25 protein-coding genes and 2 tRNA genes are annotated in these 26034 nt (G+C 69.2%); 10 read left to right on the forward strand and 17 right to left on the reverse strand.

Features of this window, described 5'->3' with window-relative positions; genetic code table 11:
• Positions 1-91: 91 nt before the first annotated feature.
• A complete protein-coding gene (locus tag ACH34Q_RS39270) occupies positions 92-349 on the forward strand; it encodes a cell division protein CrgA (RefSeq protein ID WP_395988270.1) in 258 nt (85 codons plus the stop codon).
• Positions 350-618: 269 nt separating this feature from the next.
• Here the strand turns inward: ACH34Q_RS39270 and ACH34Q_RS39275 are convergent, their stop codons facing one another.
• Both ACH34Q_RS39275 and ACH34Q_RS39280 read right to left on the reverse strand, forming a co-directional pair.
• A complete protein-coding gene (locus ACH34Q_RS39275) occupies positions 619-1500 on the reverse strand; it encodes a rhomboid family intramembrane serine protease (RefSeq protein ID WP_395988271.1) in 882 nt (293 codons plus the stop codon).
• Positions 1501-1537: 37 nt separating this feature from the next.
• Complete coding sequence (locus tag ACH34Q_RS39280; RefSeq protein WP_395988272.1) at positions 1538-2071, reverse strand: peptidylprolyl isomerase; 534 nt, start codon at positions 2069-2071, stop codon at positions 1538-1540.
• A 214-nt stretch (positions 2072-2285) separates the two neighbouring features.
• On the opposite strand from ACH34Q_RS39280, the gene ACH34Q_RS39285 reads away from it, so the two are divergent.
• On the forward strand, positions 2286-2603 hold the full coding sequence (locus tag ACH34Q_RS39285; protein ID WP_395988273.1) for a hypothetical protein: 318 nt from the start codon (positions 2286-2288) through the stop codon (positions 2601-2603).
• A gap of 76 nt (positions 2604-2679) precedes the next feature.
• Positions 2680-3420: an acyltransferase gene (locus ACH34Q_RS39290; RefSeq protein WP_395988274.1), complete on the forward strand. Its 741-nt coding sequence runs from the start codon at positions 2680-2682 to the stop codon at positions 3418-3420.
• Positions 3421-3486: 66 nt separating this feature from the next.
• On the opposite strand, the gene ACH34Q_RS39295 is transcribed toward ACH34Q_RS39290, so the two are convergent.
• The 3 genes from ACH34Q_RS39295 to ACH34Q_RS39305 form a co-directional block, all read right to left on the reverse strand.
• The gene (locus ACH34Q_RS39295) at positions 3487-5043 is read right to left on the reverse strand and encodes a DEAD/DEAH box helicase (RefSeq protein WP_395988275.1); all 1557 of its coding nucleotides are present in this window, start codon (positions 5041-5043) and stop codon (positions 3487-3489) included.
• A 1006-nt stretch (positions 5044-6049) separates the two neighbouring features.
• Positions 6050-6122 (reverse strand) — tRNA-Ala (locus ACH34Q_RS39300).
• A 278-nt stretch (positions 6123-6400) separates the two neighbouring features.
• A complete protein-coding gene (locus ACH34Q_RS39305) occupies positions 6401-6520 on the reverse strand; it encodes a DLW-39 family protein (protein WP_211245696.1) in 120 nt (39 codons plus the stop codon).
• A gap of 211 nt (positions 6521-6731) precedes the next feature.
• Between ACH34Q_RS39305 and ACH34Q_RS39310 the strand changes: the two genes are divergently transcribed.
• The 4 genes from ACH34Q_RS39310 (at position 6732) to ACH34Q_RS39325 (ending at position 10786) form a co-directional block, all read left to right on the forward strand.
• Positions 6732-6941 (forward strand): hypothetical protein, encoded by a 210-nt coding sequence (locus ACH34Q_RS39310; protein ID WP_395988276.1) that lies wholly within the window; start codon positions 6732-6734, stop codon positions 6939-6941.
• A 79-nt stretch (positions 6942-7020) separates the two neighbouring features.
• Positions 7021-7818, forward strand: a complete 798-nt coding sequence (locus tag ACH34Q_RS39315) for an SDR family NAD(P)-dependent oxidoreductase (protein ID WP_395988277.1) — start codon at positions 7021-7023, stop codon at positions 7816-7818.
• A gap of 83 nt (positions 7819-7901) precedes the next feature.
• Positions 7902-8774 carry an aldo/keto reductase gene (locus tag ACH34Q_RS39320; RefSeq protein ID WP_395988278.1) on the forward strand — a complete coding sequence of 291 codons (873 nt, stop codon included), beginning with the start codon at positions 7902-7904 and terminating at the stop codon, positions 8772-8774.
• A gap of 140 nt (positions 8775-8914) precedes the next feature.
• Entirely contained in the window at positions 8915-10786 is a 1872-nt protein-coding gene (locus tag ACH34Q_RS39325; protein WP_395988279.1) for a M64 family metallopeptidase, read from the forward strand.
• Here ACH34Q_RS39325 and ACH34Q_RS39330 read toward each other — a convergent pair.
• The 6 genes from ACH34Q_RS39330 to ACH34Q_RS39355 form a co-directional block, all read right to left on the reverse strand.
• On the reverse strand, positions 10767-11765 hold the full coding sequence (locus ACH34Q_RS39330) for a DMT family transporter (protein ID WP_395988280.1): 999 nt from the start codon (positions 11763-11765) through the stop codon (positions 10767-10769). The two genes, ACH34Q_RS39325 and ACH34Q_RS39330, sit on opposite strands and share 20 nt — an antisense overlap.
• A gap of 34 nt (positions 11766-11799) precedes the next feature.
• Positions 11800-12642, reverse strand: a complete 843-nt coding sequence (locus tag ACH34Q_RS39335; RefSeq protein ID WP_395988281.1) for an AraC family transcriptional regulator — start codon at positions 12640-12642, stop codon at positions 11800-11802.
• A gap of 124 nt (positions 12643-12766) precedes the next feature.
• Positions 12767-13000 (reverse strand): hypothetical protein, encoded by a 234-nt coding sequence (locus ACH34Q_RS39340; RefSeq protein ID WP_395988282.1) that lies wholly within the window; start codon positions 12998-13000, stop codon positions 12767-12769.
• A gap of 766 nt (positions 13001-13766) precedes the next feature.
• The gene (locus tag ACH34Q_RS39345; RefSeq protein WP_395988283.1) at positions 13767-14483 is read right to left on the reverse strand and encodes a hypothetical protein; all 717 of its coding nucleotides are present in this window, start codon (positions 14481-14483) and stop codon (positions 13767-13769) included.
• A gap of 145 nt (positions 14484-14628) precedes the next feature.
• The gene (locus ACH34Q_RS39350) at positions 14629-15924 is read right to left on the reverse strand and encodes a GDSL-type esterase/lipase family protein (protein WP_395988284.1); all 1296 of its coding nucleotides are present in this window, start codon (positions 15922-15924) and stop codon (positions 14629-14631) included.
• A gap of 75 nt (positions 15925-15999) precedes the next feature.
• Positions 16000-16713 carry a DUF4253 domain-containing protein gene (locus ACH34Q_RS39355; RefSeq protein ID WP_395988285.1) on the reverse strand — a complete coding sequence of 238 codons (714 nt, stop codon included), beginning with the start codon at positions 16711-16713 and terminating at the stop codon, positions 16000-16002.
• A gap of 212 nt (positions 16714-16925) precedes the next feature.
• On the opposite strand from ACH34Q_RS39355, the gene ACH34Q_RS39360 reads away from it, so the two are divergent.
• Both ACH34Q_RS39360 and ACH34Q_RS39365 read left to right on the forward strand, forming a co-directional pair.
• Complete coding sequence (locus ACH34Q_RS39360) at positions 16926-17492, forward strand: hypothetical protein (protein ID WP_395988286.1); 567 nt, start codon at positions 16926-16928, stop codon at positions 17490-17492.
• A 31-nt stretch (positions 17493-17523) separates the two neighbouring features.
• Entirely contained in the window at positions 17524-18051 is a 528-nt protein-coding gene (locus ACH34Q_RS39365; RefSeq protein ID WP_395988287.1) for a hypothetical protein, read from the forward strand.
• A 237-nt stretch (positions 18052-18288) separates the two neighbouring features.
• Here the strand turns inward: ACH34Q_RS39365 and ACH34Q_RS39370 are convergent, their stop codons facing one another.
• Positions 18289-18642, reverse strand: coding sequence for a hypothetical protein (locus ACH34Q_RS39370; RefSeq protein ID WP_395988288.1), 354 nt, complete (start codon positions 18640-18642; stop codon positions 18289-18291).
• A gap of 23 nt (positions 18643-18665) precedes the next feature.
• The gene (locus ACH34Q_RS39375; protein ID WP_395988289.1) at positions 18666-18929 is read right to left on the reverse strand and encodes a hypothetical protein; all 264 of its coding nucleotides are present in this window, start codon (positions 18927-18929) and stop codon (positions 18666-18668) included.
• A gap of 75 nt (positions 18930-19004) precedes the next feature.
• On the opposite strand from ACH34Q_RS39375, the gene ACH34Q_RS39380 reads away from it, so the two are divergent.
• On the forward strand, positions 19005-19589 hold the full coding sequence (locus ACH34Q_RS39380) for a dihydrofolate reductase family protein (RefSeq protein ID WP_395988290.1): 585 nt from the start codon (positions 19005-19007) through the stop codon (positions 19587-19589).
• A 111-nt stretch (positions 19590-19700) separates the two neighbouring features.
• Here the strand turns inward: ACH34Q_RS39380 and ACH34Q_RS39385 are convergent.
• From ACH34Q_RS39385 to gyrB, 4 genes are all read right to left on the reverse strand, one after another.
• A tRNA-Ile gene (locus ACH34Q_RS39385) sits at positions 19701-19777 on the reverse strand.
• A gap of 88 nt (positions 19778-19865) precedes the next feature.
• A complete protein-coding gene (locus ACH34Q_RS39390) occupies positions 19866-20873 on the reverse strand; it encodes a DUF3566 domain-containing protein (protein WP_395988291.1) in 1008 nt (335 codons plus the stop codon).
• Between the two features lie 87 nt (positions 20874-20960).
• Positions 20961-23522, reverse strand: a complete 2562-nt coding sequence (gyrA, locus tag ACH34Q_RS39395; RefSeq protein ID WP_395988292.1) for a DNA gyrase subunit A — start codon at positions 23520-23522, stop codon at positions 20961-20963.
• Positions 23523-23628: 106 nt separating this feature from the next.
• Complete coding sequence (gene gyrB, locus ACH34Q_RS39400) at positions 23629-25569, reverse strand: DNA topoisomerase (ATP-hydrolyzing) subunit B (protein ID WP_395988293.1); 1941 nt, start codon at positions 25567-25569, stop codon at positions 23629-23631.
• Positions 25570-26034: the final 465 nt, after the last annotated feature.

Genomic DNA, 26034 nt, shown 5'->3' on the forward strand with positions numbered 1-26034 from the left:
ACGCCGTACGCTGCTCACCAGCGACTACGCTAGCCGACAAACCACCCATGCGCGGACCGGCGCCCCGGCCGCCCAAGGAGACCGAAGCAACGTGGCCAAGTCCAAAGTGCGCAAGAAGGCCGTCTACACGCCGCCGCAGAAGTCCACGGGACCCCAGGTCAGCCCCCGCTGGCTGGTCCCGACGATGTGCACCCTGTGGCTCGTCGGCCTGGCCTGGATCGCGACGTTCTACGTGACCGCCAGCACCGGCACCAACGTCCCGTTCATGAGCGACCTCGGAAACTGGAACCTGGGGATCGGCTTCACCGCCATCATCGCGGGAGTCATCCTGTCGACCAAATGGCGCTGATATCCCTTCGCGATCGCCTGGGCGGTTCGCGCTGCGGCGCTCAGGAGACGTGACGCGCACGGGAACGGGCAGGGCCGTGCCGGGCGTGCCGTGGGCATGCCCGAGGGCCTGAGCGCGCCCTGAGGGGCGCGGTACCCCGTTTCCGGCCGGTCAATCCACGGGAATTATCCACAGGCTGTGGATCCCCCACCTGGCTTGTCCCCAGGTTTTCCACAGACGAGTGGCGAGCAACCGGCATGGGTGCGGACTTTCCGGACCCCGAGGTGCGGTCAGTACGGGGTGATCGAGGCGGTCTTCACCAGGATCAGCGCGATGAGCAGGATCAGCATCGCGACGGTCGCGGCGATGTGGATCGCTTCGCGGCTCTTCTTCGGCGCGTACGCGTAGGCGACGGCCAGGGCGGATCCGACGATCAGGCCGCCCACGTGGCCCTGCCAGGAGATCCCGGGGACCGCGAACGTGATGACCAGGTTGATCACCAGCAGGAACACGATCGGGCCGGTCTGGCCGCCCAGCTTCTTGCCGATGACGAAGAAGGCGCCGAAGAGGCCGAAGATGGCTCCGGAGGCGCCCACGGCGCCGCTGAGCGGGTCGAGCAGGTAGAGCAGGACCGAGCCGCCGAGGCCGGCCAGCAGGTAGAGGCTCAGGAAACGCCAGCGGCCCAGCGCCTGTTCCAGCGCTGGGCCGATCGCCCACAGCGCCCACATGTTGAAGAGGATGTGGGTGATGCCGAACGAGCCGCCGCGCGGCGGCTGGTGCAGGAACATGGACGTGAAGAGGCGGTACCACTGCCCCTCGACCACGCCGACCAGTGCACCGTCCCGGCCCTGGGCGAGGCCGACCATCATGAAGTCTTGGACGACCTTGTCGGACGCCAGTTCGCCCAGGTAGGCCAGGACGCAGATGCCGATGAGCGTGTACGTCACCACCGGCACGCCGGAGCCCACCCGGGCTCCCAGGGCCGTGCGGGGCTGCCTGATGCTCTTGCGGCCCTCGGCCACGCATTCGGGGCACTGGTGCCCGACCGACGCCTCCTGCATGCACTCCGGGCAGATGCTCCGGTCACAGCGGGTGCAGCGGACGTACGTCTCCCGTCCCGGATGCCGGTAGCAGGTCGGCACCGGGGGCGAGGAGGGATCGGCTGTGCTCATGCGGCGGCTCCGTCGGCCTGGCGGTTCTCTCTACCTTCTACGACGACTGGCGGCGCTCGATCGTCACCGATTCGATGACGACATCGTTGGCGGGACGGTCGTTGCGGCCCTTGGGCAGCGCGGAGATCGCGTCCACCACGTTGGTGCCCTCGATCACCTTGCCGAAGATGGTGTGCTTGCCGGAGAGGTGCCGGGTGTTCTGGACGTTGGTGGTGATGAAGAACTGCGAGCCGTTGGTGCCGGGGCCCGCGTTGGCCATGGCCAGCAGGTACGGCTTGTCGAACTTCAGGTCCGGGTGGAACTCGTCCTGGAACTCGTAGCCGGGGCCGCCGGTGCCGCGGCCGAGCGGGTCGCCGCCCTGGATCATGAAGTTGTCGATCACCCGGTGGAAGATCGTCCCGTTGTAGAGCGGCTCCTGCTTCTTCTCGCCGGTCTCCGGATGCGTCCAGGGGCGGGTGCCCTCGGCCAGCGAGACGAAGTTCTCGACGGTGACCGGCGCATGGTCCGGGTAGAGCTGTACGACGATCTTGCCTTGGTTGGTGTTCAGGGTCGCGAACATCTCCTGGGCCACGGTGCCTCCTCGTTGACGTGGTCGATGATCCTTTGCGGCGGGGTTCGCCCGTCCCTCCATGGGAAGGGTGCTGGGACAGGACCTCGCAAACAGGGAGGTTAGCGTGTCCCTAACGATGAGTATCCGCCGGAAGCCGCGAGACGAGGCACTTTCGCGGATGGGCCGTGTTCAGATGGCGTGCAGACAGGGCACGTCGGGCGCGGCTGAGCGGATCATGCCGGCGGCGCAGCGCGGCCGTGATGCCGCCGCCGATCGCCTTCTGGTCGCACGTGGCTGGGGTGCGCCCCGGCTGCTGCGGGCCTCCAGGTTCGTGGAAGGCGAACTCGGGCCGCGGGTGGGCTCGATGCTGTCGGACGCCGCGCGCCGGGTCGAACCGCCCAAGACCGACGGGCAACGCCGGAACGTCGCGATGACGACGCTGGTCGGCGTCATGGCCGTGAGCCTGGCCGGAGCGTTGCTGACACGACGCGGCAACGCGCGGTCGTCGCAGGACGAGGTGGAGTCGGAACGTATCGAGGTACGAACGCCCTGACCACCAGGAAGGGCCCGGTCGATATGACCGGGCCCTTTCGTATGGCCCGGTATCTACCTACCGGTACGGTAACGCCATGTCGCCGAAGACCAGCCTGATCCGCCGGAGCCTGCACGCGGTCGTGCATCGGGGCTGGGAGTGGATCCAGCGGCAGGGTGAGATCACCCCGCAGACGCCCGGCAAGCGGAAGTTCGCGCATCTGGGCGAGGGGGTCTGCATCGGCTTCCCGGTGGGCGCGATCTACAACGAGCCGTGGATCTCCATCGGCGCGCACACGCTGATCGGCACGCACTGCACGATCTCGGCCGGGTTCGTGCCGGGGCTGGACCTCGGCCCGGACGTCATCGTGACGATCGGCCGGAGCTGCTCGCTCGGCCGCGGCACGCACATCGTCGCGCACCAGTCGGTCGAGATCGGCGACGACGTCTTCACCGGCCCGAACGTCTACATCACCGACCAGAACCACACCTACGGCGACACCGATATGCCGATCGGGCGGCAGTGGCCGGAGAACAACCCGGTGGTGATCGGGGACGGCTGCTGGATCGGTACCGGCGCGATCATCCTGCCGGGCACCCGGCTGGGCCGGAACGTGGCGGTGGCCGGCGGCGCGGTCGTCCGCGGCGAGTTCCCCGACCACTCGGTGATCGGCGGCGTGCCCGCCAAGGTGCTGCGGACCTACGACGCCGAAGAGGGCTGGCAGCCGCCGCTGCGCTCGGCACCGCTCATGTCGCTGGACGAGCTGGCCGCGCTGTCGGTGGACGGGCTCGACGGCCTGCAGATCCTGCAGGACAAGCTCCGCGAAGAAGCCGGATGACGAAGGCCCCCGCCCCCAATGGGGGCGAGGGCCTCAATGCTCTCCGTCAGGCCTCAGGCCCTTGGATCAGTTGTAACGGGCCGCGCGGTGCTCTCCGCCGCCCTGGCGCTGCGCACCGTTGAACGAGCCACCACCGTGTCGGCTGGCGTGCCCCGTCCCAGTGTGACGCTCGCCGTACGACGAACCGCGCCGCTCGCCGCCGCCACTGCCCTCGCTACGCGGGGGACGGGCGCCGCCGCTCTCCTGGCGGTCGTACGAACGGGGCCCACGGCTGTTGAAGCCACGGCCGCCGCCGCTGCTGCCACCACGCCGGCCACCGCCGCCGGGACGGCCACCGCGGCCGCCTTCGCGACGCGGGCGCTCGGGGATGAGCGGGCCCTCGATCGGGATGCCCGACACGGGACGGGCGCCGGTCAGCTTGGCCAGCTCGGCCTCGCCGACCGCGACCCGGGTGCGCGGCGCGTTGATGCCGGCCCGGCGGGTCATCGCGGACGTCGCGCGCACCTGGTGCGGCAGCACCAGGGTGACGACGGTGCCGCGCTCGCCGGCGCGTGCCGTACGGCCGGCCCGGTGCATGTAGTCCTTGTGGTCGGCCGGCGGGTCGACGTGCATGACCAGCGTGACGTCGTCCACGTGGATGCCGCGGGCGGCGACGTCGGTGGCGACCAGGACGCTGATCGTGCCCTCACGGAACTCGGCCAGCGTGCGCGTGCGCAGCCCCTGGCTCTTGCCGCCGTGCAGGCCCGCCGCGCGGACGCCGACATCGGTGAGCTGCTGGGCCAGCCGGTCGACACCGTGCTTGGTCCGGGCGAACAGGATCGTCCGGCCCTCACGGTTGGCGATCTCGGCGGTGACGGCGCCCTTCTCCTTGGGCGCCACCAGCAGCAGGTGGTGCTCCATCGTGTCGACGGACACGTCGACCGAGCCGATGGAGTGCGTGACCGGGTCCTTCAGGTAACGCTTGACCAGGACGTCGACGTCGCGGTCCAGGGTCGCCGAGAACAGCAGCCGCTGGCCGCCGCGCCGGGCCTGGTCGAGGATGTCGGTGACGTCGGGCAGGAAGCCCATGTCGGCCATGTGGTCGGCCTCGTCCAGCACGACGATCTCGACGTCGCTGAGGTCGCAGGCGCCCTGCCGCATCAGGTCCTTGAGCCGGCCGGGCGTGGCGACGACGATCTCGACGCCGCGGCGCAGCGCGTCGATCTGCTTGTACATCGAGGTCTGGCCGATGACCGTCTTGAAGTGCAGGCCGAGCGAACGGCCGAGCGGCTCCAGGTTGGTCTGGACCTGCTGGGCCAGCTCGCGGGTCGGGACGAGGATGAGGCCGAGCGGGCGCTTGGGCGCGGCGCGGCGGCCGGACAGCAGGGCCAGCATCGGCAGGCCGAAGGCGAGGGTCTTGCCGGACCCGGTCTGGCCGCGGCCGAGGACGTCATGACCGTTCATGATGTCGGGGATCGCGGCGGACTGGATCGGGAACGGCGACTCGATGCCACCGCGCGCGAGGGCGGTCACGAGCTCCGAGGGGAGGCCGAGCTCGGCGAACGTGGGGCCGGCTTCGATTTCGGGGCCGACTTCGACTTCGATTTCGGGAGCGGCTTCGGCGACGAGAGCGGCGTCGCTCACGGGAGCAGCTTCGGACACGGAGTCCGTCGCGGGCAGGGCATTACCAGCAGGCACAGATGACACGCATTACCTTCCGAGAGGGGGGCACGTCTCGGGAGGCACCACGATCAGATCAGTGGGCTGCAAGGACGAGCCTGACGCGTACGGCGTCGTAAGAGTGATTCGCTAAGTCTAACGTCGGAGGGACTGTGTTTATTGCTTCGGCGGGCTACGGAGCGCGATTGGCCCCCTCACCTCGCCGCGGTCGCGGGGCGTGACGCCACGGTTCCGCCCCATCCGCAGACCTGCGGCGGATGGTGACTCTCCGGGCCGATCCGGCGTTCGGGAACGGCCGCATCCGATGTAACGCTCCGAGTTCGTGGATTAGTCCGAAGCCACGGTCCCACCTGGGCTCTCGACCGTCTCCCGCGCGACCATCCCCCGCCGGCCCGGTCCACGCCGAACGCCGGCCGCACACCGTACCGACCGCACCCTGATCACAACACGATCTACAATGATCGCCGCCGATCACGCGTCCAGTGCCGCACCGCCACATTCGTGACCATACTCACACCATCAACATCCGCAGGCCACGGTCAGCGGGTCGGGGGAGCGGCGGGCGACACGACCGTCCCCGAGTTCGACCGGAAGCCCCTCGCGCGCCCAGTACTCGAAGCCGCCGATCAGACCCGGCGCCCGCTCGGCGATCCAGCGCCGAAGATCCGAGGGACGGATCAGACCCAAGGTCCGCCGAGCGACAGATCAAAAACGAATCAGGGTGCCCGCACGACCCAAGCGCCCACGCCCAACCGCAAGGTCCACCAACCTCACAGGCGCGACAGGCTCAGCAGGCACCTCAACTGGGACGGACCCCGGGGCGTGCGAGCGCGTCCGAAGGTCCAGCACGAGATCAAAGCCGAAGGCGAGATCGAGGGCTGATCGCGAAGCGATGCAAGCGCGAGCCGCTTGTGCGACAAGCGCCGAGCCGCCAGGCGAGAAGCGCAGCTCGCACAGCCAATGAACACAGTGGAGCCATGGGGATTCGAACCCCAGACCTCCGCCTTGCAAGGGCGGCGCTCTACCAACTGAGCTATGACCCCGGGAATGCCCTCTAGAGGTTATCGCACCCCTGAGAACGGCACGGGTGTGAAGCCTGCGGTGCTTCCGCCACGGCGGGCGGTACGGACCTCAGGCATCACGACCGACCCCGGCGAACGATCCGCCGGGTACAGGTACGGGCCGTGGGTCGCACTGCCGATCGCTCCGCGTCTCATCCGCCGAAGGCGTCATCGACGCGGAGCGATACCAGTGCTCGCCGCGACCGCGAGCGAACCGCCAGGCGAGCCCCGCGACTCGCGAAACGCAATGAAGACGCGTCTCAGCTGTCGGTGGACGTCGCCTCGGTCCACAGGTCGAGCTCGGCGCGGTCCTGCTGCAGCCGACGCCAGACAACGAAGCCACCGAGAGCGACAACAGCGAGTACAAGAAGCTTCTTCACGGTGGGGACCCCTTCACCTCGACTATGAAGCCAAGCCCGGGGGGTTTTCGGATCAGGTGATGCTCCCCCAGGCTCTCCGCAGCCTAGCAACCGATGCCGCACGTTCCGCACCCCGTCCGGGTTATCGGACTGATCGTCCAATTCAGCCGGTGCGGATGCTATGGCCGTGGCGCCATCTCACCGGCCCGCGGAACGGCGGATAATCCGGGCCATGGGCAAGGAGGACGACTTCGGCCTCTGGGAGCGGGAGCTGGACCACGGGCCGTCCGACGCCAGGGGGAGCGGCCGCGGGATGCTGCTGGTCGCCGCGCTGACGGCGGCCGGCTGCGCGGCGCTCATCTCGATGGGGCAGGCACCGCTCGGCGCGGCCGGGCTCGTGCTGTCCTCGGTCATCCTGCTGCTGTGGCGTGCCGGGATGTGACCGGCCGAATCCGGCCAGCCTCGACGGCGTCCCCGGGCGGTGCCCTGGACCGCGCAGGGTACGTGCGATCATCGCCGCCATGGAGATCCGAGGGACGAGGGTCCTGCTGACGGGCGCCACCGGCGGCATCGGGCAGGCGCTGGCCCTGGCCTTCGCGGCGCGTGGCGCCGAGGTGGTGCTCACCGGGCGGCGGGCCGACGTGCTCGAGTCCCTGGCGAAACGGATCGGTGCGCGTGCGACGGCGCTGCCTGCCGACCTCGCCGACCGTGCCGCGCAGGAGGAACTGCTGGAACGGGCCGGGGACATCGACATCCTGGTGGCGAACGCGGCGCTCCCCGGCTCCGGCCTGCTGGCGGACTACTCCATCGATGAGATCGACCGCGCGTTGGACGTGAACCTGCGCGCCCCCATCGTGATGGCCAAGCTCGCCGCCGCGAGCATGGCGGCCAAGGGGCGGGGGCATCTGGTGTTCATGTCGTCGCTGTCGGGCAAGACGGCGTCCGGGAGCACGTCCCTCTACAACGCCACCAAGTTCGGGATGCGCGGGTTCGCGCTGGCCATGCGCGAGGACATGCGGCCGCACGGCGTCGGGGTCTCGACCGTCTTCCCCGGGTTCATCCGGGACGCGGGGATGTTCGCCGAGGCCGGGGTGACGCTGCCGCGCGGCGTCGGTACCCGTTCACCGGCCGACGTGGCCCGCGCGACCGTACGGGCCGTCGAGAAGAACGTCGCGGAGATCGATGTGGCGCCCCTCGGGCTGCGCTGGGGCGCCCTTTTCGGCGGCGCCGCGCCCGTGCTGGCCGCCGCCGTCCAGCGCCGGGCCGGCGGCGACAAGATCACTCAGGCGTTCGCCCGAGGCCAGCGCGGCAAGCGCTGACCCACTCCCGCGCCCGAACCTCCTCCCGGTCAGTGATCCAATGGGAGGGATCGTGAGGGTGTCTTCGTGGGAGTGATGTGAGCATGAGCGAAACGGCCACCGGGCGTTCCGTGGCGGACAGTGGCACGTTCCGGATCGGCGGCGACATGCCGGTGCACCGGCTCGGGTACGGCGCCATGCAGATCACGGGTCCGGGCATCTGGGCGGAGCCCACCGACCGGGCCGAGTGCCTGCGGGTGCTGCGCCGCGCCGTGGAGATGGGCGTCAACCTGATCGACACGGCCGACTCGTACGGGCCGTTCGTCAGCGAGGACCTGATCGCCGAGGCGCTGTACCCGTACCCGGACGATCTGGTGATCGCCACCAAGGGCGGGCTGACCCGGCCGGGTCCGGACGAGTGGCTGCCGGTCGGGCGACCCGAGTACCTGCGGCAGTGCGTCGAGATGAGCCTGCGCCGGCTGAAGCTGGACCGGATCGACCTCTACCAGCTGCACCGCATCGACCCGAAGGTGCCGCTGGAGGAGCAGCTCGGGCTGCTGAAGGACATGCAGAGCGAAGGAAAGATCCGGCACATCGGGCTGTCGGAGGTCTCGGTGGCCGAGCTGGCGGCGGCCCGCGAGCAGGTGGAGATCGTCTCCGTTCAGAACATGTACAACCTCAGCCGCCGCAACGCCGAGGACGTGCTGGAGGTCTGCACCGGCGAGGGAATCGCGTTCATCCCGTGGTTCCCGCTGGCGACCGGCCACCTGGTGAAGCCGGGCGGCACGCTGGCCGAGGCGGCCGAACGGCACGGCGCCACGCCCGCGCAGCTCGCGCTGGCCTGGCTGCTGCACCGCTCGCCGGTGATGCTGCCCATCCCGGGCACGTCCAAGGTCGCCCATCTGGAGGACAACAACGCGGCGGCCGGCATCTCGCTGACCGATGACGAAGTGGCCGAGCTCGAGAAGCTCGCCTGAGATTTACGCCGCGGGAACGGCGACAAATCGCGATTCGCTAGCGATAATCCGGCTCAGCCCACTTGATCAGCGGGCTGAGCCGGCGCGCCGTTGCCGGGCCGATCCCGTTCGCGCGCGCCCCTTCGCGAGGAGGTCCGCGCATGAGGCCCTGCCATCTGAGGACGGCCCGGACGGCCGCGGCCCTCGCCGCCCTCACGCTGCCCGTCGCGTTCGTGTCGGCGATCGCGGGAACGGCCTCGGCGGAGCAGGTCGCGCCGAGCACGGCCTCGGCGGACGCGAAGGTCGTGCCGATCCAGGTCACCGGGGATCCGGCCAGGCGGTTCAACCTCGTGATCATGGGGGACGGCTACGGCGGCGCCGACCTGCCGGCGTTCCGGGCCCACGTCGACCGGCACCTGAACGCGCTGTGGACGATCGAGCCGTTCAAGTCGTACCGCAACTACGTGAACGTGTACGCCGTCGAGATCACCTCGGACGAGTCGGGCGTCAGCTGCGATCCCGCCCTGTCGTCCCCGCGCCGTACGACGCCGCTGAAGATGGCGTTCTGGGGCGGCTGCAAGGAGGCGGGCCCGCAGCGCCTGCTGACGATGGACTCCGGTGCGGCCAAGAATTACGCCGACATGGTGACCGGGACGACGACCGCCAACCGGCAGATCCTCGCGCTCGCCAACAGCGACACCTACGGCGGCGCGGGCGGCGCGTACGCGACGGCTTCCGGCGGCAACGCATTGTCCGCCCTCATCACCCCGCATGAGTTGGGGCACTCGCTCGGTGGCCTGGACGACGAGTACGACTATTACCAGCGCGGTGTCCCCGGAGGCACTTACACAGGACCCGAGCCAGAGTCCCTGCACCACACCCTGCTGACCGAGCAGCAGATGAAGGACCAGAAGCTGAAGTGGTGGCGCTGGCTAGGGGAGCGAAGCGAATCCGGCGGAACGATCGGACGCTACGAAGGCGGTCTCTACTACACCAAGGGCGTCTGGCGTCCTAGCCGGCACTCGATGATGAAGACGCTCGGCTACTACTTCGACCAGCCCGCCCGCGAGCGCATGACGCAGCGCATCTCGTCCAAGGTGAACCTCATCCAGGCCGCCACCCCGAGCAACGAACCGGTGGGCGCGGACCGCGTTCTGTGGCTGGAGACCCTGCACCCGAACCGTCACGAGCTTTCGGTCAGCTGGACGGTCGACGGCAAGCCGGTACGGCACGCGCGCGGCGACCGCAATCTCGACCTACCGCGCCTGCGCCTCAAGCCAGGGACGCACACGGTCACAGCCACTGCCACCGACCCCACGGGGTTCGTCCGCGATCCGGCCGTCCGCGCTTCCGCAGCGCTGACGCAGACGCGTACCTGGGCGGTCGACACCCGGGTGAAGACCCCGCCGGTCGACGTTCCCGTGGACTTCACCGGTACGACCCCGAACGATCGGGCCGTAGGCGCAGACGACGTCGTCCACGCCGACACGACGCATCCCGTACGGGAGATCCCGCGGGTGCGGTGGGAGATCGACGGGCGTCCAGTTCGCGGCGGCGAACGAACCATCGACCTGAGCCGTACCAAGCTCTCCCCCGGTACGCACCGCCTCGTCGCCCGCGTGAGCCGTGCCGGTGAGGACGGCGACGGCGGCGGCAAGACGCGCGAGTGGACGATCGACGCGCGGCAGCCCACGGTGTCGTACGAGCTGTCCGAGGCGACCGAGACCCGGCAGCGGCCCGGACGGCCGCCGGAGTACGTCTTCGACGGGCCGCTCACGATGCGGCTGGCGCCGTCCGACGACCGTCCCGGCACCGTGGTCGGCGAGTTCCGGGTGGACGGGGACGGCTGGTACCACTACTTCGGCTGGCCGACCGACTCCACCGCGCCGTTCCGGTTCACCGAGCGGGGGACGGTGATCGACCACCTCTCGTACGGCGGGATCGGGAAGGGCCGGCACACCATCGAGTACCGGGCCATCGACGCGGCGGGGAACCCGGGCAAGCCGAAGCGGTTCATCGCGACTCTGCGCTGAACGGCGCCTCCGGAGCCGGTGCCGGGGCCGCGGGAGCCGCTCCTGGCTTCCCTGCCATCGGCTCAGGCGCCCCGGGGGCCGGCTCAGACTCCGCCTGGGCCGGCTTGACGGGGCGGCGGACGGTGGCGAGGACGGAGCCGCAGAGGATCAGCGCGAACGCCGCCAGGATCGTGCCGCTGAGCGGCTCGTTCAGGAAGATGACCCCGGCGGTGACCGCCACGGCCGGGCTCACGTACGTGAACACCATGGCCCTGGACGTCCCGGCCTCCCGGATCAGCGCGAAGAAGACCAGGAACCCCAGCGCGGTGCAGATGACACCGAGCGCGGCGAGCGCGGCCAGGACGTTCGGGTCCGGAAGCTCGGCCGGCCAGGTGGCGGCGGCCGGGGCCGCGTAGACCAGCGCCGCGATGATCAGGCAGGCCGTGCTCATCTGCAGGCCCGGTACCTCCCCCAGCCGCCGCGCCGCGATCATCGGGGCGATCGAGTAACCGAGCACGACCAGCGCGATCTCGCCGATCGCCCAGGCGCTGGCGCCGCCGTCGCCCAGATGCGGCGCGGCGAGCACCGCCACCCCGGCCAGCCCGAGCAGCAGCCCGAACCAGCGGGCCGGGCCGAGCCGTTCGGCGTCCCCGGTCAGCCGGGCCAGGATCACCCCGACGATCGGTACCGCCGCGATCAGCAGCCCGGTCATGGAGCTGGACAGATGGCGCTCGGCTTCCGAGAGCAGCGCCCAGGGGCCGAGGATCTCCAGCGCGGCGAACGCCAGGATGGGCTTCCAATGCCGGCGCAGCAGGCCGAACCCGACACCGCGCATTCCCCACAAGGCCAGGGGGAGCAGAACGATGGCGCCCAGCGCGGTCCGCACGAAGACCAGGACGGGCACCGAGACGCCGTCCTCGACCGCCACCTTGATCAGTAGGTAGGGGATTCCCCACAGCACGCTCATGAGCGCGAACAACACCCAGCCGCGACGCGTCAACGCCGACCTCCGCTCCGGTCTTTCCGATTCCCCCTCAGCCTCGTCGCGGGAGGTGGACGCTGTCTTGAACGCTGTTGCGGTACGCGCCCGGCGTGATCCCGAGAACGCGGCGGAACCACCGGTTGAGATGGGCCTGATCGGCGAACCCGACCATGGCCGCCACCTGCGCCGGACGGTACCCCTCCAGCAGCGGGCGCGCCCGCGCGACCCGGTGCTGGGCCAGCCACGCGTACGGCGGCATGCCCATGACCTGCCGGAACGCGCGCACCAGCCGGTAACGCGAGATCTCCAACTCGGCGGCCATCTCGCCGAGCGAGGGCGGGGCGGTGAGCTCGTCCGCGAGTCGTTCAGCGACCGCTCGGGCGATCCAGGACGCCGCCGGGTCGTGCGGCGCCCCGTACCGCGACTCGTCCCGCGCGCCGCCGGTTTGGAGGGGATGTTCGGCGTGCCGGTGGACGAGGCCGCCGAGCAGCCCCAGCACCAGCGACTCGCCTTCGAGCGGCTCCACCAGGCCGGGCTTGCTCAGCAGCCGGTGCGCCGCCCAGATGCCCCGGGCGAGCGGCTGGTCCCGGACGATCGGCTCGCGGAAGCGCGGCGGCGGCCCCGCGAACAGGGCGGGCGGGGGATACAGCACGCGGTACGCGAAGCCCCCGTCATCCGCGGGCCCGCCGGTGTGCGCCTCGCCGGGCTCCAGCATCACCACACCGCCAGGCCCGGTATGGTGCCGCTCGCCCCGGTAGTCGATGACCTCCCGGCCGTCCGTGCACACGCCGATCGAGAACTCCTCGTGGGAGTGCGGCGCGTAGTGCCGGCGGCCGATGCGGGCGGTCATCAGATCCAGCGGCGCGTCCCCGATACCGTCGACCCGGGTCCACACGGCACGGTCCGGCTTGGGTCCTGGCGCGGGCTCGGGTTCGGGCCTGTCGGATTCGGGCCTGGGCTCGGAACTGGATCCGGGCTCGGGTTCCGGCCGTGCGGACGGTCCGGGCCGTGCAGGCGGCTCAGGCGGAGAAGATATGGCGGATCCGCCAGCGGTCGGCGTCACGGCTCAGCTCCGCGATCGCGACCCCGTCGTCCCCGTTGATCCTGACCCGGTAGACCCGTGCCTCCCGCGACGTCCCGTACGTCTTCAGGATCTCGTCCACGGCGTAGCGCGACCCTCGCCACTCGTACGCGGTGAGCCTGCCGGCCGGGTCGTGCACGGCTCGGATCGGCTCGTTGAGAAGGTGCCCCATAGTTCCGCGACCCTAGCACCGATTCGAACTGATGTTCGCAGGTGGGGGGCTTCTCCCGGGCCCCGGAACGGACGGCGGCCCAGGCCCTCACGGTAGGCCCGGCCGCTCGGCCGCGCCGGGAATTCCGCCGTACGGGCGTGGCGCGGACCATGGCTTCATGTCGCCATTAAGTCGCACCGTTCCGGGCTATGTCCAGGGTCGACCGAACGCCCGGATCACCGCCACTCACCCTCGACTGTGGCGGATGTCACTCGACGATCCACAGGCTGGGGGCAACGTCATGCACAGCCGAAAAGCCCTGCTGGAAGGGCCTTTCGGGGAGGGGATTCCACAGCGAAATCCCCAGGAAGAACGGGCTTTCCGGACTCTTCCCCCGGCACCCCCGGCTTCATGATCGTCCCCGTGGTCGCCGCACACCGTCCACACCCTGTGGATAACTTCTGTGCACAAGGTGTGGGTCACGGGCCGCCCCGTTCGTCCACCGGCCGTCCCCCAGCCATGCCGGCCGGTCGTCCACTCGGTGGAGAACCTTGTGACCAGCGCGGACGTGGCCTGATCGGCACCGGTTCCCACATCCCGTTCACAGCCTGTGGGCAACGGAGGTCCACAACCTCACGGAACGGTGGACGACCGTCGCCCACCGTTCATCCCCAGCAGTGTCAACAGCGTCCACATTGTGGAGAACACCCTCCCGGCAGCCCGCCCACCACTCCAGCCGACACACCGCGACGCGACGTCCGGGCGTGACCAGTGCGCGGGCCGCCTCCTACAAGGGCGGCAGCGAGTTCTCCAGGTCGTCCAAGCGAAGGAGCTCGTCGCGTACGGCAGCGCTCTCTTCATCGGAAAGGCCGACGGCGCGGGCCTCCGACACCGACTCCCTTGCGCGAGGCCAGTCCTCCATACGGATGGCCATGTCGGCGCGCATGACGAGGGCCTGTACGAGCTGCGGAGGGGTCTTCGGTACGTCCTGTGCCTTCAGGATGTGGTCGAGCACCTTTGCCGCCGCCTTCGGGTCCTCCTTGGAGTCGCCCAAGAGAGCGGCGTTGTGCATGGCCCGCGCGAACTTCTCCTTGGGCGGCTCGGTGTGCTCGAAGTTGTCGGAGATGGCCTGCCCCACCCGGAGCTGGATGCCGTCGGGGTCGCTCATCAGGAACTGGCGGACGCCGTACGACATGTCCTTCAGCGGGCCGAGCCGGGGCAGCCCGCGGGTGGGGACGCGGCCGAGGGAGGCCTTGAGCCCGCTGCGGAACGCCTCGTACATCTCGTCGACGTTCGTGGTGCTCACGTAGCACATGTGCATGGAGCCGGCGGGATCGTGGCGCTTCCAGCCGTAGAACTGGAGCTGCAGATCACCCCGCCCGACGGAGAGGAAGTGGTTGGGACGGGTCTGCCGCAGGAGCAGCTCGAAGCCGAGGGCCTCGTAGAACTCCCAGGTCTGGTCGATCGATCGGCACGGGAAGATCGGGATCGTGTTCTCGCCCATGCCCGGGAGCGTAGGCTCGCCGGGCTCACTAGTCAAACTTGAATAGCTAAGGCCGTGAACGGCTTGCGCCTCGGATGACCGCCGGCCTCGGATGGCCACAGGCCTCGGATGACCACAGGCCGTGAACGGCTACATCCTTGAACGGCTACAGGGCGTCGAGATCGACCGTTCCGGCGATGGCGAGATGGCCGGCGTCGTTCGGGTGCGCGCCGTCCATGTAGACGTAGCCCGACCGCGGCATCTGCGCGTCGGCCTGAGCGGCCATGGCGTGATCGGCGTCCGCGACCGAGTCGTACGTACCGCTGGTCCTGATCCAGTGGTTGACCTCCTGGCGGACCTTCTCCCCCTCCGGGCTCCAGTACGGGACCAGCGCGCCCTTCATCGGCGGGATCGTCACGCCGATCGCCTTGACGCCCTCCGCGCGCGCGGCCCGGACGAGCGCCCGGTGCCCGGCGATGAGCTGCTCGGACGACACCGGCGGGTTCGGCCGCATGCAGGGCTCTCCGGACCGCACGGCGCCGATGTCGTTGGCACCGAGCGACACGATGACCGAGCGCACCCCGGGCCGGTCGAGCACGTCCCGGCGGAACCGCGTGAGCCCCTTCTCGCCACCGCAGTCCGAGTCGTTGAGCAGCCTGGCGTCACCGATCCCCGCGTTGGTGACCGCGAGCGTACGGTGCGCGGCCGCGAGCCGTTCCGCAAGGTGGTCAGGGAACCGCCTGTCCGCCCCCGCAGTGGAACCGACCCCGTCCACCAGCGCGTCACCGAACGCCACGACCGTGTTCCGATCGCGTGCCACCGGAGCGCCCGCAACCTCGACCCCACTGAGGTAGTACCAGGAGTTGCTCGTCTGGGTGAAAGCGTCCGCCCCCTGGTCCGACAGGTGGTTCCCCTGGGCGCGGTACGACGGCGCCATCGCGTGGCGGTGGAACGTGGCCTGGCCCGTACGTTCCGTCAGCTGGAGCGAAATCGTCAGCCGCTCTAGGGGCGAGGTAGGCAACGCGAGAGAATCGCTGACCGCCTCACGGCCCGCCGGGATGACGACGCTCGCCTTCTCGTCGAACGTCAGATTCCGCAGCGTCTTGGGCCACACCATCCCCCCGCCTGCGGACCTGCCCAAGGTCGCCCCGTCCACATGCAAGGGCCTCGTCCCGTACAGGTTGGACAAGCGGATCCGTACCTGCGCGCCACCCGTACTGAGCCTGATGACCTGCCGAACGGTCTGGTCCTCGAAACCCGACTTCGACCAGTTGGGCCCTCCCAGAGGAGGCTGCACGGCCGTACCCCACGCGCCCGCCCAAGGAGTGGACGTCGAGGCGTCCCGCAACGCCGCCGACACCGTCGAGCGCGCGGGCGAGGTACGCACCATTCCGACGACCAGTACCGCGGCCACCAGGGTGCCCACTGCGATCTGAACGAAGCGTGGCGGAGAAGGGCTCATACAACTGATTCCACCGTTTAACTCGCCCCAGGACAGCAGGGCAAGCTCCACACTTCAGGTGGGGCTATCCCCACCTCAGTCCCACCAGAACGACCACCGATCGGCCTTCACGATCGTCTCGGCGTACTCCTCCAGCGTTCCGTGATCCAGCCAGTTGTCCGGCGAGAACGCGAAATGCTCGGCCGCCACCTGGCAGGCGTGCTCGAACGTGACCGGGGGCCTGGCCACGGAGACCTGCAGCGTCGCGAAGCCGACCGCGACGACCCGTACCCCGAAACGGTCCTCCCAGGACCGCAGCACGGCCGAGATCTCCTGCGTGTGGTTGGTGTGGTTGCACGGACCGTCCCACCCCGCCAGCGTCAGCGCGTCCGCGCCACGGGTCGCCGGCACCAGCCCCAGCAGCCAGTCCCGCTCCCGCGCCAGCGACTCCACGAGCTCCCGCGCGACCTCATCGGCGTCGCTCCCGTCCTCACCCTCGCCCGCCGCCGCGAGGCCCGGCCACGGCCCGTCCTCCTCCGCGGCCGCGTCGTCCCAGAGCCGGCGCAGCACCCCGTTCCCGCTCAGGACATCGATCGTCCCCTTCGGTGCCGGGCTCAGCTCGCCCCCATGCCACGGCCGTCCCGGCTCGCCGTCGAGCGTGTCGAGAAGCAGCGGATAGAGCCCCGTCCCGGTCCGGCTCCCGAACGCCTGGAGCCAGTGGCGTCCCGCGTCCGGAAGCCGTTCGTCCGACACCCAGAGCGCCTCCCGCGACCACGTCGGATCGTCGAAGTAGTCCGGGTCGGGCCCCACCAGGGCACCGGAGGGCAATCCACCAGGGAGGTTCTCAAACGCGGATCCACGAGACATGCCGAGCAATCTAACGCCCACCTCGCGAGCAGCGCGGCGTTCTGAACGGGAAGGGGCGGAAACGGGTGATGTCGCATCGGTAGGGTGCGCCGTTACGGGGACGGTGCCATCGCCGTGCCTCGTGAACGGAACGGATCCGAACGGGAGGGACGGCGTTGAGCGAAGAGCTGGATCACGTGTTCGGCCAGTTGGTGAAGCGCAGCTGGCAGCGGTTCGACGAGCAGCGGATGACCCAGGAGATCGACGATCTGCTGGTCGGTGCCGTGGTGACCGCGATGGTGGCGGAGGGCAACTCCCTCATCGACCTGAACTCCAACGGCAGTCATCACCATCTGCGTTTCGAGAACCCCCGCGACAAGCATCGCCTGCTGTTCCAGCTCGGCCATGCCACCGGGAACGTCACGGCCGCCAAGACACTCGGCCACTACGCCTCGGTCCAGATGGGGTACGGCGAGCACGTCAAGGACACCCGTACGGTCTGGCAGGCCCTGAAGTCGGAGGTCAAGAGCGGCTTCCTGGACGTCGGCGAGCCCGGTGTGATCACCGTGGACGCCGATCTCACGACCGGCTACGTGTACGTGCAGGTGGAGCTGCTGCTCGACCTCGAACCGTACTTCGCCGACCACTACACCGTCAGGTACCCGCTGCTGCAGCAGCATCTCTCGGCGGTCCGGCAGGCGCTCGCCAAGTACCTGCACGGGCGCCTGGCCGTCACCGGCTGACCGGAACCGCACGCGATCCACGGAGGTCCAGATGCTGTCGATGATTTCCAAGTTCAAGAACAACGCCGAGGCCCGGGAGAGCAAGGACGAGAACCTCATCGGCGAGATGGTGTTCGCGATGGCGCACCTCGGCTGCCCCGCCATCGGCTTCAGCGCCGGAACCGACCTGCAGTACGTACGGTTCAAGCCGGTCAAGGACGACGTCCTCTACAGCATGACCGTGATCCTCGACCGCAAGACCGGTGACAGCGTCCTGCAGCAGGCCGTCATCGGGAGCAAGGCCACGCTGACGTTCGTGGCCGAGGTCAAGAACCTCCTCGCCGACCCGGACGACCTGGTCGCGATGTTCAAGACCGACATGGCCAACCTCTTCCGCAACCCGTGGCTGGGCGACGTCAAGCTGGACCACCAGCTCAACTCCGTGACGGCGACGAAGAAGCAGATCGTGGACATCGACGAGCTTCTCGGCGCCGACCCGGCGAGCCGCGAGCGCCTCAGCGGGCTGCTCGGCGGCACGATGAGCGAACTGCGCCGGCAGCTCGTCCCGTACAAGAAGTGACGCGATGGCCCTGCCGTCCGCAGGGCCCCGAGGTCGCGGAATATCCACATGTGGATGAGGTTCATCCCCAGATCCGAAGCCCCAGGGTCGGCCGCAATCCACCGCTCATCCCCCGGTCCCGCAGGGCAGGTCGGCCGCAGTCACGCGGCTGACCTGCCCTAACGTCGAACGGTCAACAACCGTCCACAGACTGTGGATAACCATCTTCCACAGTCACCGTGAACGGTCGTCCCCAGGTCAGCGCCGGCGTCGCCGGTACGCGACGGTCGCAGCCGCCATCAGCGGGGCCCAAGCCACCAGCGGCAGATACGTGAAGCCGACCAGCAGGCTCCCCACCTCGGTCATGTCCGGGTGGGGGATCGCCCACCAGAAGAGGAGCTGGGTCCACAGGACCGCGTGCACTCCGACGGCGATCCACGCGGGGATCACCACGGCCTTCACCGGGATCGTCCGTCCACCGGCCCTCGGAACCCACCGCGGCACCACCTCGCCCCAGCGATACACCAGCCCGAGCGTGAGCACGGCCGCGATCTCCGCCAGCACGCTGAGCGCGATCAGGTAGAGGGGGCCCGCCGGCCCGGGCGTGACCACGGTCCGCCGCTCCGCGGCCGCCGTCAGCGGGACGGCACCGGCGCCTGCCGATCGATCTCGCGGCAGAGAACAGTGATCATCTCTTCGAACGCCTCGTTGCCGTGCTTGCCGATGAGGACGCCGTAGAGGTCCTTGCGACTGGCCTCCCGCACCATCCAACTGAGGGTCGTGTGCGAAACCTGGCGTCCAGCGGCCAGCGCGTCATGGGCTTCGCGCGACACCCTCATCAGCTCAGGAAAGGCCGCGGACTCCGCCAGGATCATGCGTGCCGCATGGGTGAGATTCATGCGAGGAGTCTAGGCGGGCACTGTCGATTTCACCCGCGGCCGTTCGTGTAGGGGGTGAGAGGAAGGAGCACCACCATGCGGAAACTGACGGCCATCGAGTTCCTGTCCGTGGACGGCGTCATGCAGGGCTACGGCTCGCCCGACGAGGACCCCTCAGGCGGGTTCAGGCACGGAGGCTGGGCGGCCGACTACGCGGCCGACGAAGAGCTCATGGCGGCCAATGCCGAGAGCCTGTCCGCCGACAGCGCCTACCTGTTCGGGCGCCGAACGTACGAGAAGATGGCCGCCTTCTGGCCGACCGGGCCGAGCGACGTCCCGTTCACCTCGCACCTCAACAACTCCCCGAAGTACGTGGCCTCGACCACGCTGCGAGAGGTGTCCTGGCAGAACACGACCCTGCTCGAAGGCGACGTACCGAAGGCGGTCACGGAACTCAAGCACGAGCAGGGCGGGGACATCGTGGTGCTCGGCAGCGGCATGCTCGTTCAGACCCTCATGAGCCACGACCTCGTCGACCGGTTCACCCTGCTCGTCCACCCGCTCCTGCTGGGCGGCGGCAAGCGGCTGTTCCCCGACGACCAGCAGATGAGAAGGCTGCGGCTCATCGACTCCAGAACGACGAGCAAGGGCAACCTCACCCTCACCTACCAACTCGCCTGACGCCCCAGAACGGCCACACCATGCGAGCCTAAGCCGACGGATGCGCGCCGGGTGTTGCTGTCACTACTGCTGCAAAAGCCCCCACCCGACGCCGGGTGGGGGCTTTTGGTGTGGTGGGCGTAGGAGGACTTGAACCTCCGGCCTCATCCTTATCAGGGATGCGCTCTAACCGACTGAGCTATACGCCCGCTGTGCCGTCGCCTTGCGGCGCAACGAGAGATTACCCCATCAGGCAGGGCGATCGGTAATCGATTGCGCCAGGGCGGCGGCCAGGGGTCACTCGGCCTCCTTGAGGGTGACCTCGATACCTCCGACCAGGTCGGCGGCGAGGTTGTAGATGACCGAACCGACCGTGGACAGGGCGGTGATGAGCAGGACGTTGAGGGCGCCGACCAGGATCGTGTAGCCGAAGACGCGGAAGAAGGAGAACCAGCTTCCGGCGTCCAGGCCGCCGCTGGTCTCGCCCTGGCGGCGGGTGAGGTCGGAGACCGTGTCGCTGATCGCCGAGAAGACGCCGAGGCCGGACAGGATCGAGTACAGGACGATCACCGCGACCAGCAGGACGACGAAGCAGACCAGCGACATCACGAAGCTGAACTTCATCACCGACCACGGCTCGAGCCGGGCCAGCTGCAGCTGGGCCTTGCGCGCGCCCTTGCCCGATGACGACGTCTTCGTGGGCTTGCTGTTCTTGAGGACGGCGCGGGCGAAGCCCGAGGCGGCCTGCGCCGGGCCCGAGGGGGGCGGCTCGGCGAAGCTCGGGCCCGAGGGAGCGGAGCCCTGCGAGCCAGGACCGGAAGGCGCGGAGCCCGGGGCACCCGGGCCGGGCGTGGCGCGGCCCGACGGGGCCGGGCCGTTGGACGAGGCGCCGGACGGGCCGGGGGCCGGTGCTGACGGGGTCTCGCTCGCCACCCGGCGGCTGGAGACCGAGCCGCCGGGCTCAGCGGGCGTGGTCCAGCTCGGCTCCGAACCGGCCGTGTCCTTGACCGGGGCTATCACCGGTGCTTCCGGCTCCGCCTCGGCCGGCGGGTCGGCCGGGGCGTCCACCTTGTCCGCGGGTTTGTCCGCGGGCTTGTCCGCGGGCTTGCCTGCGGGTTTGTCCGCCGACTTGATCGCGGGCAGATCGGTCTTGGTCTCCTCGGCCGGAGTGATCTCCACGGTGGCCTCGTCGCGGCCCGGCTTGGCGGCGGAGGCGGCCACGGACCTCTTCGGCTTGCCGCCCCCGGCAGAGTCGCCGGAACCCTTGCCGGCACTGCCCTTGTTCTTGCCGGACTGGGTGCTCACGTGTCCTCCTGGCGCAGGCCGTGACGCCCGGGTCCGATCAGGACCCGGGGATCACGGCCCGGCGGCTCGGGGACGGGCACGGGGCCGTCATTCACCGACGTTCCCCTCGCCCGCCTCGGTCTCCGTGTCCACTACCGTCTCGGTGTCCACGTCGGTCTCGGCGTCCACGGCGGTCTCCGTGTCCACGATGGACTCTACGTTCCGGGCGATGGCGACCACGCTGTCTCCCTCGGCGAGGTTCATCAGGCGGACCCCCATGGTCTGCCGGCCGGACTGCTTGATCTCCGCCGCGGTGGTACGGATGACTCCCCCGTTGGACGTCATCGCGAACACCTCGTCGTCGGGGCCGACCATCAGTGCCCCTACCAAGTTGCCGCGATTTTGCACGATCTTAGCGGTGAGTACGCCCTTACCCCCACGTCCCTGGGCGGGGTACTGGTCGACCGGGGTGCGCTTGGCGTAGCCGCCCTCGGTGGCGACCAGGACATCGCGCTCGCCGGGCTGGGCGACCAGCATGTTCAGGACGTCGCCCTCGTCGAACCGCATTCCGATGACGCCGCTGGTCGCGCGACCCATCGGACGCAGCGACTCGTCGTCGGCGCGGAACCGGATCGCCTGGGCACCGGTGGAGACCATCAGCAGGTAGTCGTCCGGCGAGACCAGCCGGGCGGCGATCACCTCGTCGTCGTCGACCAGGTTGATGGCGATGATCCCGCCGGTACGGGGCGAGTCGAAGTCGCCCAGGGCGGTCTTCTTGACCCGGCCCCTCTTGGTGGCCAGCACGAGGTACGGAGCGACCTCGTAGTTGCGCAGGGCCAGCACCTGGGCGATGTGCTCGTCCGGCTGGAAGGCCAGCAGGTTGGCGACGTGCTGGCCGCGGGAGTCGCGCGCGGAGTCGGGCAGCTCGTACGCCTTGGCGCGGTAGACCCGGCCCTTGTTGGTGAAGAACAGGATCCAGTTGTGCGTCGAGGTGACGAAGAACTGGTCGACGATGTCGTCCTGCTTGAGCTGCGCGCCGCGCACGCCCTTGCCGCCGCGCCGCTGCGCCCGGTAGAGGTCGGTCTTGGTGCGCTTGGCGTAGCCGCCGCGGGTGATGGTGACGACGACGTCCTCTTCGGCGATGAGGTCCTCGTAGGAGACGTCACCGTCGAACGGGATGATCTGGGTGCGCCGCTCGTCGCCGAACTTCTCGACGATCGGGGCCAGCTCCTCGCCGACGATCCGGCGCTGCCGGTCGGGCGAGCCGAGGATGTCGTTGTAGTCGGAGATCTCCGCCATGAGCTTGTCGTACTCGTCGGTGATCTGCTGGCGCTCCAGGGCGGCCAGCTTGCGCAGCTGCATGTCCAGGATGGCCTGCGCCTGGATCTGGTCGATCTCCAGCAGCCCCATCAGGCCGCGCTGCGCCTCCTGCGCCGACGGCGAGCGCCGGATCAGGGCGATGACCTCGTCGATCCGGTCCAGCGCCTTGAGCAGCGCGCGCAGGATGTGGGCGCGCTCCTCGGCCTTGCGGAGCAGGAACCGGGTGCGGCGGACGATGACGTCGATCTGGTGCGCCACCCAGTACCGGACGAACTGGTCGATCCGCAGCGTGCGCGGCACGCCGTCGACCAGCGCCAGCATGTTGGCGCCGAACGTCTCCTGCAGCTGGGTCTGCTTGTAGAGGTTGTTGAGGACGACCTTGGCGACGGCGTCGCGCTTGAGCACGATCACCAGCCGCTGACCGGTACGGCCGGAGGTCTCGTCCCGGACGTCGGCGACGCCGTCGAGCTTGCCGTCCTTGACCAGCTCGGCGATCTTCAGCGCGAGGTTGTCGGGGTTGACCTGGTACGGCAGCTCGGTGACGACCAGGCAGGTACGGCCCTGGATCTCCTCGACCTCGACGACGGCCCGCATGGTGATCGAGCCGCGGCCGGTCCGGTAGGCCTCCTCGATCCCCTTGCGGCCGACGATCAGGCCGGAGGTCGGGAAGTCGGGGCCCTTGACCCGTTCGATCAGGGCCTCGAGGAGCTCCTCGTCGTCGGCGCCGTAGTTGTCCAGGAACCAGCGGACGCCCTCGGCGACCTCGCGCAGGTTGTGTGGCGGGATGTTGGTCGCCATCCCGACCGCGATGCCGGCAGAGCCGTTGATCAGCAGGTTGGGATAGCGCGACGGCATGACGTCGGGTTCCTGCGAACGGCCGTCGTAGTTGGACGAGAAGTCGACGGTCTCCTTGTCGATGTCGCGCAGCAGCTCCATCGCCAGGGGGGCCATCCGGCACTCGGTGTAGCGCATGGCCGCGGCGGGGTCGTTGCCGCGCGAACCGAAGTTGCCGTTGCCGTCGACCAGCGGGTAGCGCATCGCCCAGGGCTGGGCCAGCCGGACGAGCGCGTCGTAGATGGCCGAGTCGCCGTGCGGGTGGTAGTTGCCCATGACGTCGCCGACGACGCGGGCGCACTTGAAGTAGCCCCGGTCGGGACGGTAGCCGCCGTCGTACATCGCGTACAGCACCCGGCGGTGCACCGGCTTGAGGCCGTCGCGTACCTCGGGCAGAGCGCGCGCCACGATGACCGACATCGCGTAGTCGAGGTAGCTGCGCTGCATCTCGACCTGGATGTCGACCGGTTCGATACGTTGACCGGGGTACAGACCCTCTGTGGACACGTCCGTCACTCTGAAAGACCTCTTCTACGTAGTGGTAGGAAGCTCGACCGCGCCGCCATAGCGGTGCCCGCCCGTACCGGGAGCCGCACCCGCGCCGGCCGGGGCGCGGGCGTCGTCAGATGTCCAGGAACCGCACGTCCTTGGCGTTGCGCTGGATGAACTCGCGGCGCGGTTCGACCTCTTCGCCCATGAGCACGCTGAACAGCTCGTCGGCCTGGGCCGCGTCGTCCAGCGTGACCTGGAGCAGGACCCGGTGGTCGGGGTCCATCGTGGTGTCCCACAGCTCGTTGGCGTTCATCTCGCCCAGGCCCTTGAAGCGCTGCACCAGGTCGCGGGGGCGGGGGTCGCGCTTGCCGGCCGTGACACCGGCCTGGATGATCGCGTCGCGCTCCCGGTCGGAGTAGGCGTAGTCGGACTCCGAGCCCCGGGAATCCCACTTGATCTTGTAGAGCGGGGGCTGGGACAGGTAGACGTGGCCGGCTTCTATCAACGGCTTCATGAACCTGAACAGCAGGGTCAGCAGCAGCGTGTTGATGTGGTGTCCGTCGACGTCGGCGTCCGACATCAGGATGATCTTGTGATAGCGGAGCTTGGCGATGTCGAACTCGTCGTGCACCCCGGTGCCCAGCGCGGTGATGATCGCCTGCACCTCGTTGTTCTTGAGGATGCGGTCGATCCGCGCCTTCTCCACGTTGAGGATCTTGCCGCGGATCGGCAGGATCGCCTGGAAGTGGGGGTCGCGGCCGCCCTTGGCCGAGCCGCCCGCCGAGTCGCCCTCGACGATGTAGAGCTCGGTCCGGGACGGGTCGGTCGACTGGCAGTCCGACAGCTTGCCCGGCAGCGAGGTCGACTCCAGCAGGCTCTTGCGCCGGGTCAGGTCGCGGGCCTGGCGGGCCGCTATCCGGGCCCGCGCCGCCTGCGTGGCCTTGTTGATGATCTCCTTGGCCTCGCCGGGGTTGCGATCGAACCAGTCGCGCAGATGCTCGTGGCAGGTCTTCTGCACGAACGACTTGGCCTCGGTGTTGCCCAGCTTGGTCTTGGTCTGGCCCTCGAACTGCGGGTCGGCCAGCTTGATCGAGATGATCGCGGTCAGGCCCTCGCGGACGTCCTCGCCGCTGAGGTTCTCGTCCTTGCCCTCCTTGAGGAGCTTCTGCTCGCGGGCGTAGCGGTTGACGATGCTCGTCAGCGCCGCCCGGAAGCCCTCCTCGTGGGTGCCGCCCTCGGCCGTGTTGATGGTGTTGGCGAAGGTGTGGACGGACTCGGCGTACGAGCCGTTCCACTGCATCGCGATCTCGAGCGACATGCCCTCGGTGTCGTCACCGAAATAGACGACCGAGTCGTGCACCGCGTCGCGCTTGCTGTTGAGGTAGCGGACGAAGTCCTCGATGCCGCCCTCGTAGAGGTAGGCGACGACACGCGGCTCACCGTTGATGTGGTCGGGCCGCTCGTCCCGCAGCGTGATGGACAGGCCGCGGTTGAGGAACGCCATCTCCTGCATCCGGCGCGAGAGCGTCTCGAAGTTCCACTCGGTGGTCTCGAAGATGGTCGCGTCCGGCCAGAACGTGATGATCGTGCCGGTCTCGTCGGTCGGCTCGCCCTTGGCCAGCTTGGTCTGGGGGCCCTCCCAGTTGTAGGTCTGCCGCCAGACGTGGCCGTCCACCCTGACCTCGGCCTCGAGCTTGGAGGACAGCGCGTTCACGACCGCGGAGCCGACGCCGTGCAGACCGCCGGAGACCGCGTACGACTTGCCGTCGAACTTGCCTCCCGCGTGCAGCGTGGTCAGCACCAGCTCGATGGCCGGGCGCTTCTCGACCGGATGCTCGCCCACCGGGATGCCGCGGCCGTTGTCCTCCACGCGGACGCCGCCGTCGGCGCGCAGGGTCACCACGATCTTGTCGGCGTACCCGGCCAGCGCCTCGTCGACGGAGTTGTCGACGATCTCATAGACGAGGTGGTGCAGGCCCCTTTCGCTGGTCGAGCCGATGTACATGCCCGGGCGCTTGCGCACCGCCTCGAGACCTTCAAGGACAGTGATCGAACTAGCGTCGTACGCCAAAGGAGATCCTCCTGCCGGGGATGCCCGTCGCCCGCGCGCGAACGCGGCGTGCCCCGTAACACACATAAGGGCGCCCTCGCGCCTCTGGTCCAACGGCCAGAGACCCGGGCGACCCATGGCGGCGCAGCATCCTGAACCCACTGAACATTCTACCGGGTCGCGGACCAAAAAGTGGCACTGACGGGCGCTGTGTGCGCGTGTGGCGGGCGGGGAGGCCTGGAGATGCATCCCCCCACAGCCCCTGGGGGGTTCTGAGGCCTACGGCGCGCTCGCAGCGAAATTCATCTGGCGCCACACCGAACAGATGTTCCCACGCGGCGGCCACCTGCCGTAGCCGAATGATCACGTTCCGGTGCTGGTCCATGCCTTCCCTTGTGCTGGTTCGCTCCGCGGGCCTCTTGCGAACGAACGCTGTCACATGGCACTGACACTTCGTGGTCGGCGAGTGCCGATCCGGTCACCCAG

The organism is Actinomadura sp. 9N407 (assembly GCF_044326315.1).
Taxonomy (GTDB): Bacteria; Actinomycetota; Actinomycetes; order Streptosporangiales; family Streptosporangiaceae; genus Spirillospora.

Coding starts and splice junctions, on each gene's coding strand:
- ACH34Q_RS39340 (WP_395988282.1), bottom strand. CDS start 13,000: ATGGGGCACCTTCTCAACGAGCCGATCCGAGCCGTGCACGACCCGGCC.
- ACH34Q_RS39290 (WP_395988274.1), top strand. CDS start 2,680: ATGTCGCCGAAGACCAGCCTGATCCGCCGGAGCCTGCACGCGGTCGTG.
- ACH34Q_RS39315 (WP_395988277.1), top strand. CDS start 7,021: ATGGAGATCCGAGGGACGAGGGTCCTGCTGACGGGCGCCACCGGCGGC.
- ACH34Q_RS39345 (WP_395988283.1), bottom strand. CDS start 14,483: ATGGGCGAGAACACGATCCCGATCTTCCCGTGCCGATCGATCGACCAG.
- ACH34Q_RS39285 (WP_395988273.1), top strand. CDS start 2,286: ATGCCGGCGGCGCAGCGCGGCCGTGATGCCGCCGCCGATCGCCTTCTG.
- ACH34Q_RS39325 (WP_395988279.1), top strand. CDS start 8,915: ATGAGGCCCTGCCATCTGAGGACGGCCCGGACGGCCGCGGCCCTCGCC.
- ACH34Q_RS39350 (WP_395988284.1), bottom strand. CDS start 15,924: ATGAGCCCTTCTCCGCCACGCTTCGTTCAGATCGCAGTGGGCACCCTG.
- ACH34Q_RS39380 (WP_395988290.1), top strand. CDS start 19,005: ATGCGGAAACTGACGGCCATCGAGTTCCTGTCCGTGGACGGCGTCATG.
- ACH34Q_RS39375 (WP_395988289.1), bottom strand. CDS start 18,929: ATGAATCTCACCCATGCGGCACGCATGATCCTGGCGGAGTCCGCGGCC.
- ACH34Q_RS39320 (WP_395988278.1), top strand. CDS start 7,902: ATGAGCGAAACGGCCACCGGGCGTTCCGTGGCGGACAGTGGCACGTTC.
- ACH34Q_RS39365 (WP_395988287.1), top strand. CDS start 17,524: ATGCTGTCGATGATTTCCAAGTTCAAGAACAACGCCGAGGCCCGGGAG.
- ACH34Q_RS39275 (WP_395988271.1), bottom strand. CDS start 1,500: ATGAGCACAGCCGATCCCTCCTCGCCCCCGGTGCCGACCTGCTACCGG.
- ACH34Q_RS39310 (WP_395988276.1), top strand. CDS start 6,732: ATGGGCAAGGAGGACGACTTCGGCCTCTGGGAGCGGGAGCTGGACCAC.